At 42.7% G+C, this 15,275-nt stretch carries 15 protein-coding genes; 9 read left to right on the top strand and 6 right to left on the bottom strand.

Annotated features, from left to right (window positions below; translation table 11 throughout):
* The first annotated feature begins 78 nt into the window (after nt 1-78).
* Nucleotides 79-1,719 carry a Wzy polymerase domain-containing protein gene (locus tag ACPEPR_RS01400; protein ID WP_423561828.1) on the top strand — a complete coding sequence of 547 codons (1,641 nt, stop codon included), beginning with the start codon at nt 79-81 and terminating at the stop codon, nt 1,717-1,719.
* Nucleotides 1,720-1,830: 111 nt separating this feature from the next.
* Here the strand turns inward: ACPEPR_RS01400 and bfr are convergent, their stop codons facing one another.
* From bfr to gmk, 6 genes are all read right to left on the bottom strand, one after another.
* Nucleotides 1,831-2,295 (bottom strand): heteropolymeric bacterioferritin subunit Bfr, encoded by a 465-nt coding sequence (gene bfr / locus ACPEPR_RS01395; RefSeq protein WP_005180468.1) that lies wholly within the window; start codon nt 2,293-2,295, stop codon nt 1,831-1,833.
* 226 nt (nt 2,296-2,521) lie between these two features.
* Nucleotides 2,522-2,716 (bottom strand): bacterioferritin-associated ferredoxin, encoded by a 195-nt coding sequence (locus tag ACPEPR_RS01390; RefSeq protein ID WP_034597991.1) that lies wholly within the window; start codon nt 2,714-2,716, stop codon nt 2,522-2,524.
* Nucleotides 2,717-2,870: 154 nt separating this feature from the next.
* Complete coding sequence (locus ACPEPR_RS01385) at nt 2,871-3,254, bottom strand: RidA family protein (RefSeq protein WP_423561827.1); 384 nt, start codon at nt 3,252-3,254, stop codon at nt 2,871-2,873.
* A 71-nt stretch (nt 3,255-3,325) separates the two neighbouring features.
* Nucleotides 3,326-5,425: a RelA/SpoT family protein gene (locus ACPEPR_RS01380; protein ID WP_423561826.1), complete on the bottom strand. Its 2,100-nt coding sequence runs from the start codon at nt 5,423-5,425 to the stop codon at nt 3,326-3,328.
* A 223-nt stretch (nt 5,426-5,648) separates the two neighbouring features.
* Nucleotides 5,649-5,930, bottom strand: coding sequence for a DNA-directed RNA polymerase subunit omega (rpoZ, locus tag ACPEPR_RS01375; RefSeq protein ID WP_005013174.1), 282 nt, complete (start codon nt 5,928-5,930; stop codon nt 5,649-5,651).
* Nucleotides 5,931-6,006: 76 nt separating this feature from the next.
* Nucleotides 6,007-6,630 carry a guanylate kinase gene (gene gmk, locus ACPEPR_RS01370; RefSeq protein WP_045795273.1) on the bottom strand — a complete coding sequence of 208 codons (624 nt, stop codon included), beginning with the start codon at nt 6,628-6,630 and terminating at the stop codon, nt 6,007-6,009.
* A 135-nt stretch (nt 6,631-6,765) separates the two neighbouring features.
* Here gmk and ispH point away from each other — a divergent pair, with 135 nt between their 5' ends.
* The 8 genes from ispH to ACPEPR_RS01330 all read left to right on the top strand — a co-directional run bounded on the left by ispH (nt 6,766) and on the right by ACPEPR_RS01330 (nt 15,218).
* Nucleotides 6,766-7,716 carry a 4-hydroxy-3-methylbut-2-enyl diphosphate reductase gene (ispH, locus tag ACPEPR_RS01365; RefSeq protein ID WP_104500732.1) on the top strand — a complete coding sequence of 317 codons (951 nt, stop codon included), beginning with the start codon at nt 6,766-6,768 and terminating at the stop codon, nt 7,714-7,716.
* Nucleotides 7,717-7,879: 163 nt separating this feature from the next.
* A complete protein-coding gene (locus tag ACPEPR_RS01360; RefSeq protein WP_423561825.1) occupies nt 7,880-8,311 on the top strand; it encodes a GspH/FimT family pseudopilin in 432 nt (143 codons plus the stop codon).
* Entirely contained in the window at nt 8,308-8,829 is a 522-nt protein-coding gene (gene pilV, locus ACPEPR_RS01355; protein WP_423561824.1) for a type IV pilus modification protein PilV, read from the top strand. Before ACPEPR_RS01360 ends, pilV begins: the two co-directional genes overlap by 4 nt.
* Nucleotides 8,830-9,789 carry a PilW family protein gene (locus tag ACPEPR_RS01350; RefSeq protein WP_423561823.1) on the top strand — a complete coding sequence of 320 codons (960 nt, stop codon included), beginning with the start codon at nt 8,830-8,832 and terminating at the stop codon, nt 9,787-9,789.
* Nucleotides 9,786-10,616, top strand: coding sequence for a pilus assembly PilX family protein (locus ACPEPR_RS01345; RefSeq protein ID WP_423561822.1), 831 nt, complete (start codon nt 9,786-9,788; stop codon nt 10,614-10,616). Before ACPEPR_RS01350 ends, ACPEPR_RS01345 begins: the two co-directional genes overlap by 4 nt.
* A 22-nt stretch (nt 10,617-10,638) precedes the next feature.
* Entirely contained in the window at nt 10,639-14,271 is a 3,633-nt protein-coding gene (locus tag ACPEPR_RS01340; RefSeq protein WP_423561821.1) for a PilC/PilY family type IV pilus protein, read from the top strand.
* Between the two features lie 15 nt (nt 14,272-14,286).
* Complete coding sequence (locus tag ACPEPR_RS01335) at nt 14,287-14,757, top strand: type IV pilin protein (protein ID WP_423561820.1); 471 nt, start codon at nt 14,287-14,289, stop codon at nt 14,755-14,757.
* Nucleotides 14,748-15,218, top strand: a complete 471-nt coding sequence (locus tag ACPEPR_RS01330; RefSeq protein ID WP_180036921.1) for a type IV pilin protein — start codon at nt 14,748-14,750, stop codon at nt 15,216-15,218. Before ACPEPR_RS01335 ends, ACPEPR_RS01330 begins: the two co-directional genes overlap by 10 nt.
* Nucleotides 15,219-15,275 lie beyond the last annotated feature (57 nt).

Raw genomic sequence — 15,275 nt, 5'->3', positions numbered from 1 at the left:
ATAAATTTTTGAGAGCATTTTTTACATCAAAGTTTAATTTTGATTATCATAGCTCATCTTTTTCTCAACTCTTGCAGCATGAAATTTTTCCTCTTGCTTCTAGCCAGTATCTTTATCTCCCTCGCCTGGCTCCTCCCCATCCATTACCGTCCCTGGGTCACCTATACCGGCGAGCTGTATGCCTTCTTTGCGCTATTCGCTTTGGCTGCTATTTTCCTAAAAGAAAAACTGCTTATCCCAAAAATCAGCCTGCCTTTACTGGCCTTGGCCGCAGTTCCATTTATCCAATGGGCCTGTGGGTTGCTGTTCTTTTTCGATAAAGCCTTATTTAGCAGTCTGTATATCTTTGGTTTTTGGCTAGCGATTGTATTGGGCTATAACCTGACTGTAGATGCCGCGCAGCGAGAAAAAATATTTACAGGTTTCAGTTTTGTCTTTTTAGGCGTTGGCACCCTAACCGGTCTCATGGCTATTTGCCAATGGCTCACCATCGACCAGTATTTCCCGTTTATGGTAGACATCCGCACTGGCCAGCGTCCTTATGCCAACTTTGCTCAGCCGAACAATATGGCAACCTTTCTGGTCATGTCCTTAATGGCCTATTTATATCTGTATGAAAAACAAAAACTGAAAACAGCACTTTTGGTTGCAACTGGTTTGGTCATCTTAAGCGGGGTGGTGCTGAGTCAATCGCGTACCTCTTGGGTCGCCTCACTGTGTATTCTGGCTTATCTCGGTTATCAGCAATACCAAGGCTATATCCGCCTGAAATGGTTCTATAGCGCGCTCTGGTTTGCCACTTTTGTCGGTTTAATCTTTATTGCACCTTCCGTAAGTCAGCTACTCTCTCAAAGCGCAGATATAGCGGTACAGTCTCGTGATGTGGTACAGCGCGCTACCGGTGATATGTCACGACTGGCAATCTGGGAGCAAATGCTGCACGCAATTGCCCATCAACCCTGGTTTGGCTATGGCTGGCATCAGACCAGCGTTGCGTACACGACGATTAGTGAATTTTTCCAGGGACCAGTATGGATTCGTAGCGCTCACAACGTCGTGCTCGATCTTCTGCTCTGGAATGGTCTGCTGATTGGCTTGCCATTGTTGGCTTATCTGGCCTATTGGGGCTATCAGCTGCATCGGCAGGTGAATTCAACCATTTCGGTGATTGGCCTGTTGATGCTGGGTGCCTTCCTGATTCATGCCATGCTGGAATTCCCGCAGAACTATGCCTATTTTCTGCTCCCCGCCGGTTTTATCTTGGGGGTTGTGCAGTCGCAACGTCCAAATGCTGGCGTGCAGTTATCGCCAATATTCATGCGCGTTAGCTTTGGCGTGGGTTTAGTCCTGTTATTGCTAATTTATCGTGATTATGAAGTGATGGTGCCAAAGCTGAATCAATCGGTGCGTTATGAAAAAACACCGGAAAAAATCACCAATCAGGATCAGATTTATCTGCTCGAGGAGTTTAACCGCCGCATTGCCTGGATTCGTCTGAATCCGTATAGCCAGCAAAGCCCGGAGCAATTACAGCAGATTCATGAGATTGTATTGAATTATCCAACCCAGTATGACCTACTTAAATATGCCCGGGTGCTGGCATTTAATGGCTATGAAGCCGAAGCCAAACAGCAGCTGGAGCTGTTAAAGATCGTGCGAAAGGTCGAGGTGGATTATGATAGCTTGCTGGATGGAGTAGAAATCAGACCAGAATCATAAATTATCTTCTGATTTTTAAGGTTGCTGTTTGGAATTTGAAGCACATTGCTCAATCCATAAAAAAGACCGGAACCCCGGTCTTTTTTATGCAGTTAATCTTTGTAAGTAAACTTAGAGCTGGCTCTGAATATAGTTTTCAATACCGACAGATTCAGTTAAATCCAGTTGTGTGGTTGCCCAGTCCAGATATTCTTCTTCTTTTTCCAGAATTTCCTGAACCAGATCACGGGTCACATAATCCATTTCCTGTTCAGCCAAAACGACGGCTTTCTGAATGGCTTCAATATTTTCTTTGACTTTACGGACATCACAGTTCAGCACTTCAACCGTGTGCTGACCAATATACAGTTTGCCCAGATGTTGCAGATTTGGCAGACCTTCTAGAAATAAAATCCGCTCGATAATTTTATCGGCATGTTTCATCTGACGAATTGATTCTTTATATTCCGCCGAACCGAGTTGCTCAATGCCCCAGTCATTAAACATGCGCGAATGTAAAAAATACTGGTTAATAGCGGTTAAATGATGATACAGCACCTGATTCAGCTGATTAATCACCTCACGATTGCCTTTCATTGCACTACTCCATCTCACAATTTCTGCCCTAAACAGTTTTAAGGCAATCTAGAGCTTTATCTTAAACAAGATGATGCAGGATGGCGAGTAATTTATTGAACAGCAAATGAAAATCGTCATCAATGCGATTCGGCAGCAAGGCCCAGTCGGGCAATAAAAACCCGCCTGAGTCAGAAGCGGGGGAGGAGAGTCGGCCCACGGACCGAAGGATTTATTCTTATTGGAATTAGGCAGCAACTGCGAGACGGCCAGCAAGTTCGGCCACTTCATCGCTAATAATGGCACGTGCTTCAGGGGCACAGCGGCCACAGCAGGTTCCCAGATCCAGCAGGTCACGAATTTCGCGATAGCTTTCAGCACCGTTCGCTACGGCGTCTTTAATGTCTTGATCTGTAATACCACGGCACAAGCAAACGTACATTGATACAACCATGAAGAATTAAATAAGATAAGTGTTATTATTGATAATTATTATCGTTTGTCAATAAAAATCATTTGAAAATTCATTTGTTGTGATTGGGTTTTTGAATAAAAAAATACCATCTTATCGATGGTATCTTTTTTGTACAGCTAAGTTATTGATTAATAATTACCACACCATCCATTTCGACCAGTGCACCTTTAGGCAGGCTGGCCACACCTAAAGCGGCACGTGCTGGATAGGGCTGGGCAAAATATTCACCCATAATCTGGTTCACCAACTGGAAATTGGATAAATCGGTCAGGTAGATATTGAGTTTGGCAATATCAGCCAGCGTGCCACCTGCGGCTTCACAGACGGCTTTCAGGTTGTCAAAAACACGGCGGATTTGCGCTTCAATGCCTTCAACCAGTTCCATGCTGTAAGGATCAAGGCCAATCTGTCCTGACAGGTACAAGGTATTGCCAACTAAAATGGCTTGAGAATATGTACCAATGGCAGCAGGCGCATTTTCAGTATGGATCACTTGGTGGGACATCGATTTCTCCTTTTATAAGTATGGACAGCATAAACGATTAGCCGGGCAGGCCCGGGACTATCGTATCATGATTAACAGGCCTTGGATGTTTCGGCAATATTGGGTGGCAGTTCCAGACGGATAATCCGCGGGAAGCCAAAATGCATACGCAGGTCACGAATAATCTGGGCAATCTGCTTGCGGTTATTTACCACAATATTGACATAGGTTTTGGCATCGTGGCTACGGACCATTTCTACCCCGGTTTTGGCTTTACGGCATTGATAGATCAGGTCAGAAATCTGCTCATCATTCATTTCAATATCAATGCATAAATAGGCGGTGAAGCTGACGTCATCGATATCATCCGAGTTCCACTGTAGCGGCATGATATTTTCCGGATGCAGATGCTGTTCATGCAGCAGGTTGTGGCAACGCGCACGATGCACAATTAAACCCCGACGGGATAAATGGCCCTGAATCGGATCACCCAGTACCGGATTACAGCAATGCGCATATTTAACATCAATGCCTTCAGTGCCCTGAATCAGACGATCCGAAACTTCCGAGTTGCTGTCCTGTGAATAAAGATGGTTGGCCACCAGTTGGGGTAACAGGTCACCGACTGCAATCTGTTCGAACAGGCGTTCTTTGCTGTCGATATGACGCCATTGCAGCAGGTTAATCCAGTCGTCTTCAGTTAAATCTTTAATCGAACAGTTAAACAGTTTTAAGGCACGGTTAAGGGCCTGCTCACCCACCAGACGCTGCTCGTCAATATCCTGATCACGCAGAATGTTTTGCAGGGCACGGCGCGCTTTTTGGGTATTAATAAAGCTGAGCCAGTCCGGGTTTGGTGTCGCTAAAACATCGGTAATCACTTCCACCACCTGACCGCTGGTCAGCGGGGTCGATAGCGGTTTGATTTCTCCATTAATTTTCGCACCGACCGCATGGTTGCCCAGGAACAGGCTGGCCGAATAGGCAAAATCAACCGCGGTGGCACCTTGCGGTAATTCATGCAGATGGCCATGCGGAGTATAAACCCAGATTTTTTCCTGATGCAGATAATCCAGCAGCTCGCTAAAGGTGGTTTTGGCACAGGCGCCGTCAATCAGCACGTTCAGGTTTTGCATGGACGCCTGAATCGCCGAGCGGCAGGCTTGCGGTGCATTTTCACCTAAAACCACGCCAAAACGCGCCGCTTTACGCATCAGCTCGGTTTGAATGGTTAAGGATAAGGTGGTTTCTTCACCTTTCAGGCGCAGCATCAGCGACTGGTTGCCACCCGGTAAGGGCCGGCGAATATGATCGGCAAAATGCAGTACCTGAAAATGTTCACGTAAAATATCGGCTAAGCGGTCACAGTCGGCGATGCTTTGCAGAATAATTTCAAAGGCGTGGCTGTGAGTCAGCTCTTGCAGATCGATGTCGTTTTTGACGAAATAACGGAGCAGTTCGATATTGTTATTTTTCTTTTTAATCCGGCCGCTAATTTGATGATATTGCAGCAGCTCGGCCAGGTTCTTTTCCCATTTGGCCTGATATTCACAGCGTTTCGGCTTGGTTTCTAGCAGGGCGGCCTGAACATTATTGAACATATCCAGATCAAGATTCTGGTAGCACAGATGTTCCAGGTTGTCGGCCATTTCATTCATACCGACAATACGCGCCATCGGCACAAAAATATCAAAGGTTTCCTGGGCAATGCGGGCGCGTTTATCTGGACGCAAGGCATCTAGCGTGGTCATATTGTGATAGCGGTCAGCCAGTTTAATAATGATCACACGCGGGTCTTGCAGGGTCGCTTGCAGAATTTTACGGAAGGACGCGGCTTTATTGTATTCTTTATCGCTGGAATGGCTGAGTTTGGTGACGCCATCGACCAGTTCGGCCACGGTACGGCCAAATTTTTCGGTAATATCTTCTTTGCTAAATTCGGTATCTTCAATCACATCATGCAGCAGTGCCGCCATCAGGGTTTCGGCATCCAGACGCATATGCGCCAGAATGCAGCTGACCGCAATCGGATGCAGAATATAAGGCTCGCCGCTTTTACGGGTTACGCCATCATGCGCCAGATCGGCATAGTCACAGGCCGCAAGCACGCGCTCGCTATCGCTTTCACTCAAGTAAGCGTCGATAATCATATTTAGTTGCTGTTTGGCTTGGCTGACCTCTGCGCCTGGCATATACCACCTTTAACTACAATGCTCGTAACAATCACAAAAACTGATCTTCTAATGAAAAACATATTGCATGACTTGTCAATTTTTTTCACCGAAAATATCGAAATAAAAGCTCGTTGTAATTACGAGTTCCGATGCTTATGTTATAACGGTTATTGCGCAAATATTAAAGTTCAAATAATAAAAAAGCCTAGTAAAAAACTAGGCTTTTTCAGGATGTATTTTCTTATTGGAAAGAAAAACCATCTAAATTCAAGTTATTTGCTGAAAGTGCAAGGTCAAGGCTAGAGGCTTGGTAGTCCTGATCGCGTTGTTTCAAAATGTCTTTAGAAACGTGGCCTTCTGCAATTTCACGTAAAGCAACAACGGTAGGTTTGTCGTTGTCCCACTCAACGGTAGGTTCAATTCCTTGACGTGCCAATTGACGCGCGCGTTTGCTTGCCACTAGTACAAGCTCAAAGCGGTTGTCTACATGGTCTAAACAATCTTCAACGGTGACGCGTGCCATAAGAGTTCTCGTTTGAATGGTAAATTTAAACAGACTGTGCAGTATAAGGTGCTTTGCCTGAAGACTCAAGTTTTAATCAGGGTGCTGTAGGGGTAATCAGCTTCTGGATTAGTTCCTGATGACGGTTGGCCTGCTGGCTTAACACCAGACGGTTGGCAATAATCACGGCTTCTAAATCATGCAGCGCTTTATTGAAGTCATCATTGATAATCACATAGTCAAAGTTGACATATTGCTGCATATCTTCCACTGCACAGCTTAAGCGATGTTCAATCACATCGACAGCATCGGTGCCGCGATTGGACAGGCGCTGACGCAAGTCAAACTGGCTTGGCGGTAAAATAAAAATCTGTTTCGATTCAGGAAAAAGTTTGCGCACCTGCTGCGCACCTTGCCAGTCAATTTCCAGCAGGACATCGTGACCTTTGGCCAGTTGTTCTTTGACTGTGGCTTGGGCTGTTCCATAATAATTGCCAAAGACTTCGGCATATTCAATAAAACCGCCTTGTTGCACCAGGTCGATAAAATCCTGTTTCTGGGTGAAATGGTAATGAACGCCGTCCAGTTCGCCAGGACGTTGACCACGGGTCGTGTGGGAAACAGAAACGTGCAGATTGTTAACACGTTCAAGCAGGGCTTTAACAAGGGATGTTTTGCCTGTTCCTGAAGCTGCAGAAACGACAAACAAGAGACCCGACATGATATTTTTCCTGATATGATAAAATATCTTCTCTATTTTAGAGCAGAGCTGGCTTAAACAAAATAGTTAAGCATCTATTTGTTTGCATTAATTTCGCATCTGTCTGCAAAAGTTGAAATGAATATCGAGGGTTCTATGGAAATTGTATTGGCTAATCCACGTGGTTTTTGTGCGGGTGTGGACCGTGCAATTGCGATTGTGAATCGTGCCCTTGAATGCTTTAATCCACCAATTTATGTGCGTCATGAAGTGGTGCATAACAAGTTTGTGGTCGATGATTTACGTCAGCGTGGTGCGATTTTTGTAGATGAGCTGGATGAAGTGCCAGACGATAATATCGTGATTTTTAGTGCCCATGGCGTGTCAAAAGCCGTCCAGCAGGAAGCGGAACGCCGTGGCCTGAAAGTGTTTGATGCCACCTGTCCGCTGGTGACCAAGGTACATATTGAAGTGACCAAATATGCCCGCGAAGGGGTTGAAGCGATTTTAATTGGACATGAAGGCCATCCTGAAGTGGAAGGCACCATGGGTCAATATGACAAGAAAAATGGCGGTGAAATTTATCTGGTGGAAGATGAAGAAGATGTCGCGGCTTTAAGCGTGCGTCATCCTGAAAAAGTCGCGTTTGTTACGCAGACCACGCTGTCGATTGATGATACCGCCAAAGTGATTGATGCCTTGCGCCAGAAATTCCCGCAGATTCAGGGACCGCGTAAAGATGATATCTGTTATGCCACCCAAAACCGTCAGGATGCGGTGCGTGACTTGGCCAGTCAGTGTGATGTGGTGCTGGTGGTTGGTTCGCCAAATTCGTCGAATTCGAACCGTTTACGTGAACTGGCCGAACGCATGGGTAAACAGGCGTATCTGGTCGATAATGCTGATCAGTTGGATCAGGCCTGGTTTAATCCTGCAACAAAAATTGGTGTCACTGCTGGCGCGTCTGCTCCGGAAATTTTAATTAAACAGGTGATTCAGCGCTTGCAGGACTGGGGGGCAACCGCCCCTGCCGAGCTTGCCGGTCGTGAAGAGAACATTACCTTTAGTTTACCGAAAGAGTTACGTATTCCTGTAACTCAGGCTTAAACTGAGAAATAGATAACAATCTAATTTTTCTTTTAAAAATAAGCAGATGATTGTGATATGACAGTCATCTGCTTTTTTGTGCCTTTTATCTGTTCTGTGTGGTTTTTGTAACTTTAATAAGTATGATTTTAACTGGGCCAACATTTTTGCCGAGGGGGAGAGCATGCGAAAAAGTCAGGGATTTACCTTAATTGAATTGATGGTCACGATTGCAGTGTTGGCGATTGTGGCGATGATGGCAGCTCCTTCCTTTCAAGCGATTGTGAGCAATCAGCAATTACAGAGAAGTACAGAAACATTATTACAGGAAATAAAAGTTGCACGAACAGAAGCGATTTTAAACCGGCAGACCGTGAGCCTAAATCTTAATTCATCCACGACAAATACATATGGCAACGTCAATTGGTTACCTGCTGGGGATGTTCGCTTAAAAACACCTGCAAATAATCGATTGACGTTCAATCCCAGTGGCGTACTCACAAGTAATTTTAAAGAAATAGAACTTTGCAAGACAGCAGGTAGATCAGCTTCTAAAAAAATTACACTGACGACATTTGGTCAAATTGAAAAAATTGAAGAGGGGAGCTGTACATGAAAATGGTATCACAGCAGGGAAGTGGCTTGCTTGAGATATTAGTTGCTTTAGTGATTCTGGCAATCGGAGCGCTGGGCTATATCATGTTGCAAGTCCGGGCTTTAGAAGCAACGATGGAAAGTACTCAACGTATTCAGGCTATTAATATTGGAAGAGATTTAGCTGAGCGTGTCCGTTCAAACCGTGCAGGTTGGATAAATTATCAAACTGAGCTCATGGTTGCGTCTTCAGGTATTGCTGAGAATGTGGCAAAAGCAACAGGAACGCCTGATTGTGCTACAGCAGCGTGCACGGCAGCACAAATGGCTGATTTTGATGTTGCTGAGATAGCAAGCTATGCCAGTCAGTATGGTATGAATTTGGGAATGCAGAACTGTCCAAGTACGTCTAATCGACGCTGTTTATATGTCGCATGGGGAGACACCAAAGCATTTGATCATACTACCAATACAGCATCATGTACTAATGGTCCTTCCTATCGTACCAATTCGACTTGCATCATGATGGAGGTTTACTAAATGAAAAAGCAAACCGGTTTTACCATGATCGAGCTGATGATTACGATTGCGCTTGGATTGGTAGTTGTTGCAGCTGCTTTAATGATGCTTTTTAGTGGGCAAAAAAATGTTGCACTACAAAAAAGTTCAGCAAGTTTGCAAGATGATCAAAATTTTGGTCTGGCATATATTGCTAAAAATGTTCGACAGGCCAATTTATTTACACCTTCCGCAGAAGTAAAAGCGGGAACTCGCTATGCAGGGATCGTTTTTAATGCGGAAAATTTAGATAGCAATTTAATGTTAGTCTCAGACTTTAAAACCAAGTATGTGACGCAAGCTAGCAATGCGAGCAATATGAAAGTTAAAGGTACGACAAGTGCCACTAATAATGATCAACTAGTAGTGCAGTATCGCCCTGCAGAAGCGGGTTATGACTGTGAAGGTAAAGTTATCGGGCCTACGACGTATGTTGTTGAGCGTTATTTCGTGCGAACGGATACCAATGGTGGACGTAGTGCGGATGAGCGTGCTGCTTTGGCTTGTGCATCAAGTCATTATTCTGGAAGTCTTACAGCTGCACAGGATTTAGAAACAGGAACCAATGGTATTTATGGTTCGGGTCAGATCCTAATGCAGCGTGTGGATTTATTCAAGGTTCGCTTCCTAACACAATCTGGTGCAGGTACTGCAAGCTCACCTTATACATATCGTTATATGACGGCCGCTGAGTATAAAACAGCAGCAGACGCGGCTGTAACAACGACCCCCGTGGGTAATACGCCTCGAATCTTGGCGATACAATTAGGGGTGATTGCTCGTGCTGTAGACCCAACCACAGAAAGCTCAGTTACCACTACACAAGAATTTAACTTATTTGGTCAAACCTTTGTACAAAAAGAAGGTTTTCCAAGTCGCTATATCCGTACACCAATTGTGCAAACCATTGCACTTCGCAATGCTTTAGGAGATCGTTCATGAAAAGGTTTCAAGCAGGTGTAACGCTAATTGTAATTCTACTGGTGTTAATAGCTATTACAGTAATTGGTGGTTTGGCTGTGCGTTCTAGTATTTCGTCATTAAAAATCGCAACTGTGAGCCAAGCACAACAGCTTTTAATTCAAAACTCTGATGCAGCACTGTTTAATGTTGAAGATCCTACTCAATTGGTACGTAGCATGGCATTAAATGGCATGTTTGGCTACTTGAAAGGTGATGCTAACTCGGGTAAAGAGCTTGTGTTCTGTTATAAATCTGGCAATGGACAGTTCTTTAATTTTCATAATGCTAGTTTATTGAGTTGGAATGGCGCCAATGTCATTAATAGTGGGCTAGGTACGAATGGCTTTTGTAAAGTAGATACAGGATTCTTTACTTCTGGTCGTAATACAGTCATCACACAAATAGCGATTAAAGCAGTAGATACATCAGAACTTGCGGATTTTCAGCATATGCAGAAAGGTACGGATGCGGACAGTATTAAAAAAGATCCTGCACAAATGTATACCGTCTATGCAACCTCTATTTTTCCTGGGTTGGCAAACTCGTCGGTGGCGAATTTAAATGACAAGATTAAAGACTGCTTTAGTCAGCGTATGAATGGCTTACCAAAAAGTAAAGAAGATGAACTTGATCTGGAGATTTTAAAAACAACGGCTAGTACAACATTAACGAATGAAGAAAAAGCTGCAAAATTATCGGACCTAAATAACGTAAAAATTACAGTGTCGGGGTGCTTAAGCAGTTTAGGTGTTCCGACACATACACAAGTAGCACGTTATGCATTAATGGACTACGTGACCAAGTGACTTCTACCTTGAGGTAATGAATATGAAAAGCAATAAATTTAATCAAGGTTTAGCAACGAGCTTAACCGCATTAGCAACTGCTATGCTATGTCAGACTACGGCGACCTATGCGAGTGATATTGAAATTTATAAGGCTCCAACCCAAGGAGGGGCAATTATTCAATTGATTTTAGATATGTCATCGTCTATGCAAACTCCGGTTAATAATTCAGGGGGGTATCAAAATCCAATTAATAAAGATTTCCAGATCACATGTGCCACTGGTAGAAATGGTGGTAATAATAAAACTTATGGTGAAACTCGTGCAGGTATTGCGTATGAAAAAACAGATACAAGAACATTTATAGATTCTGCGACTCCTGCAGATTCTCATCAATATACATTTACGGGTCGCTACTGTAACATTTTACAAAGCGACGTTAATATATTGGCTAATGGCAATGCTAGTAATAAGGCCAAAGCAAATCTAATCACTAAATCATGTACGCTCTTTAGGCATACGACAACATCTGGGACTAATACAGATTTTTATCGATGCCCTGATCGTTTAACTTCTTTAAAGCACAGTATCTTTGACTTAATTATTGGCACTTCAGATGTAGAAAGGCTACCAGATACTGCTTACATTGGTATTACTACTTTTCCAAATAGTAATACGCTTTCACCTGTTTTATTGGATGATGCGGGAAGAAAAATAGTTTTAGCTCACGTTGATGGATTAACTACAGCAAGTGGCACGCCAATTTCGCAGGGTTATGCAAATGCAACAAAAACCCTCTTAGACTTTACTTCAAATAATAATGCTGCTGCCGCTTGTGCAGGATTTGGACTGTACTTTTTAACAGATGGTGAGCCTTTAGATGATAATCGTAGTACAGCTCGTACAACAGTTAACTCATACTTAAAGTCAGATCAGCAGATTACAACTAGTCAATGTAGTGGTTCGATTGGTTTGACTGAAAGTGATAAGAGTAAGCAAGCATTGAGTTGGAGTTGTGTTGAACCCATAGCAAAAAAATTACAAGAAAAACACAATACACGCACCCTAGAAATTAAAACCGCAGTGGTTGGATTTGGTGGCGACTTTAGTTTTAAAGACTCATCAGGTCAGCCTATTCAATTCACAACATCCATGACTGAAACTCAAGCTGCTAATTTATTCAGTGGTGCAATACAAAAAGCTGCAGCACGTGCTGCTACAGCAGGAAAAGGTGGATGGTTCAGTGCTGATAATAGTGAAGATATTGTAAATAGTGTTCAAAATTTTGTAACATCTATTCAGATCGAAATTCCATCAATTACAACAGGTACTCCCGCTATTCCACAAGACACCCTTAACTCAAGTGTCGTACAACCTTATGCATATTTTCCTCAATTTCAGCCGACACCTTCCGAGATGACACAAGCTTGGGTGGGGAATTTAAAAAAATATAAAGTTATTGACGGTTTATTGAAAGATAAAGCAGACAGAGATGTGTTTAGTAGTGCGGGTGTGTTGAATTTAAATGCTGAGGATTTATGGGTAAAAAATTATGCTGCCAACACGAATTTAACTGAAACGCAGCAAAAGTTAAAAAACTTGGGTGGATTGCTTGGTCGTTTAAATTTAAAGACCGATGATGGTGCATTTAATCGAAAAGTATATACAAATGCTGGTCAAAATGTGTCGAAGGTGAACAAAGCCTACATTGAAGAAGCACCAACGAGTCGAGGCTATTTCCTTGGACTACTGGGTTATCAAATACCTAAAACAGAAGTTGATGTGCTGACTGCTGCACAAGTTGAAAATATTGTTGCAGGCATGACGCCAAAAGATGAGCTACGTCAAATGGGGGCGATATTACACTCGACACCAGTACTCTTGACTCAGTCTGGCAAAATCACATTTACAAATAATGTTGTAGATACAACCAATCGTGACGATTATATTTTAGTAGGTACGACACAAGGTGCATTGCATGTAATTAAAGCTGGTACGCATTCAGAATCGGCAGTGACCTCTATTATAGATAATACAGCAGGAGAAGAAGTTTTTACTTTTGTACCTGAGGAGATGTTATCTAGTCAGCCTGAAGCATTACTTGCACCAACTGAAACACCAACGGCAGGTATGGAAAATTTATTCTATGGTGTGGATGGGCAATGGGTCGCACATACAGAATATGTCTATATACCTGGAACGGATACCCAACCAGAAGGAGAATTCAAGGTTTACCATGATGATAACAAGTATGGTAAACAGTGGGTGTATGGTGGTATGCGCATGGGTGGCAAAAGCTATTATGCCCTTGACCTTACACGTTTAACTGCTGCTGAAGATAATGGACCAAAAGTTAAATTTAGAATTAACCCAGATCAAAGTCGAGTTGATGGTTTTACAACGCCAAGTGCTGAATCCACACGTTATGCTAACTTAAGCAAGATGGGACAAAGTTGGTCAAAACCAACCATTGCGAATGTTCAGTGGAAAGGTAAGCGCCGACTTGTTATGTTTGTGGGTGGTGGTTATGACCCAGATTATGAGAACTTTGACTATGATCAAACCAATGGCATGGGTGCGGGTGTTTATATGTTTGACGCCGACACTGGTGAGTTCCTATGGTCAACCTACGATGCTAAAGATACTGCTACAGGTTCAACAAAAACATTAATTGGTGATGGTGATCATCTAAAATATAGTGTTGTGAGTCAAATTAAAACAGTAGACAGAGATGGAGATGGAGATGTTGATCATTTGTACTTTGGAGATTTAGGTGGGCAAGTCTTCCGTGTAGATTTGGATAAAGATCATCCTAGTTCAGGAACATATGCTGATTATGCGAAGCAAATTACCCGCATTTATAATGGAAATACAAATAACGATAAATTTGCTGGGTATAGCCCGCGCTTTTATGAAATGCCTACTTTTACAGTGTATGGAAGTGGTGATGATTTATTTGCTGTTGTGAGTATTGGTTCTGGTAATCGAAGTACACCTTTGTTAGGTAAAGTGGTCAATGGTAAATATGTCGTTGAGAATGAAGCAGAAGATGTTGATGACCCTATCAATTCAAATTTCATTAACGATGCAATTTATAATATTTACGACAAAGTTGTAACCCAAGAAAAACCGCATGATGTGACGCTATCAACAAGTCCTGTATTAACGGATTTACATGCTTTAACTAATGCACAAAGAGAGTTAGCAGCAACAAGTTCTACTTCACCAACACCATCCAATCTTGCAACTTGGAAAGAAGGTTCAACTCTTAAAGGTTGGTACTATCCATTTACTTCTAGCGCAAATATAGGAACTAGAAAAGCAGTTGAAAAAGTTCAAGGTGAGCTCATTGCCATTGATAATGACTTATATGTCAGTACTTTTGATGCTGAAGGTGTGGGCACTACAGAAGCATGTGGTGCAGGTATTTATGGGAATAGTCGAGCTCATCGTTTCTGTATGCCTTATGGTCAATGTGCAAATGGTGATACTGTGGCGGATAATACAGTAGTACTTGGTAAAGGCTTATTAGGGATTACTGTAGGGCCTGGCAGCTCAACTGGCGATCGTCGTATTATTGCGCCATTGAACACGACAATGGGTAATAAGATTACGTCGCAGAACTATAAGTCTCTTATTAAGTTGACACCACAAAGTTGGTATGAGAAAAATTAATCAGGGGATATTGAAATGAAAAACTATCAGGGTTTTACATTGATTGAACTGATGATTGTAGTAATTGTGGTCAGTATTCTGACTGCAATTGCTGTACCGGCATATCAATCTTTTGTGCGTAAATCAATTAATCAAAATATACAAAAAGAGATAAATCAATTAGTAATCGATTTGGAAAAACATAAATCGCGCCAGTTTAATTATTTGGGTTATACCCCGGTATCAGACCCAATTTATATACCAGCGGGTTCAAATGCGACTACAGCTAAATACACAATAGAAATTGCAGATGGAGATGATACAACTAAAAAGTTAAGTCAAACTTCGACTCCACCTAAAGGATTAAACTGGGTCATTCGAGCAAAAGCTTCTGATGGACGTTTATATAGTTATTTGATTAATAGTAAAGGTACGCAGTGTCGTAATAAAACTGCTAACAATGTGACTATGACTACATGCGGGACAGGTGCTGAAGAATGGAAATAACATCAAAAGGATTTACCTTAGTTGAGCTGATTATTGTTATTGCTATCATAGGTGTAGTCATGGCATTTGCAGTTCCATCGTACCAAGATTCTGTACGTAAAACTAAGCGTATGGAAGCCCAAGCAGAGATGGTGGATATAGCAGCCAGCTTACAAAAATATAAAATGGCAAATTTTCACTATGTAAAGAGTAGAAGTGGTTCAATTGTGACGCCAATCGACCTTCAAAATGTAGGTTTTGCAAGTGCAACTCCTAAATCTAACAATGGCAGCTATCAGTATGGTTTAAGCTTTAACTCGACTGCAACGGAGTGGACACTCACTGCAACACCAATCGTAGGCGGTCAGCTGGCAGGGACGGGGGCTCTAACAGTGGACCATGCAGGTCAACGCTGCTGGTATAAAGATAAAGATACATTCACTAAAGGATCAGATATCTGTCTACCTTGGGACGGAAAATAAATTCAAAACTGCGGATAAACACTTTTTGATCTTTCATTCAGGGCAAACTTCGCGTAA

It is taken from the genome of Acinetobacter sp. AND/436 (assembly GCF_049546925.1).
In the GTDB taxonomy this organism is placed as follows: Bacteria; Pseudomonadota; Gammaproteobacteria; order Pseudomonadales; family Moraxellaceae; genus Acinetobacter; species Acinetobacter indicus.
Note: the sequence above shows the minus strand (reverse complement) of the source record. Positions and strands in the feature narration are given on the sequence as shown.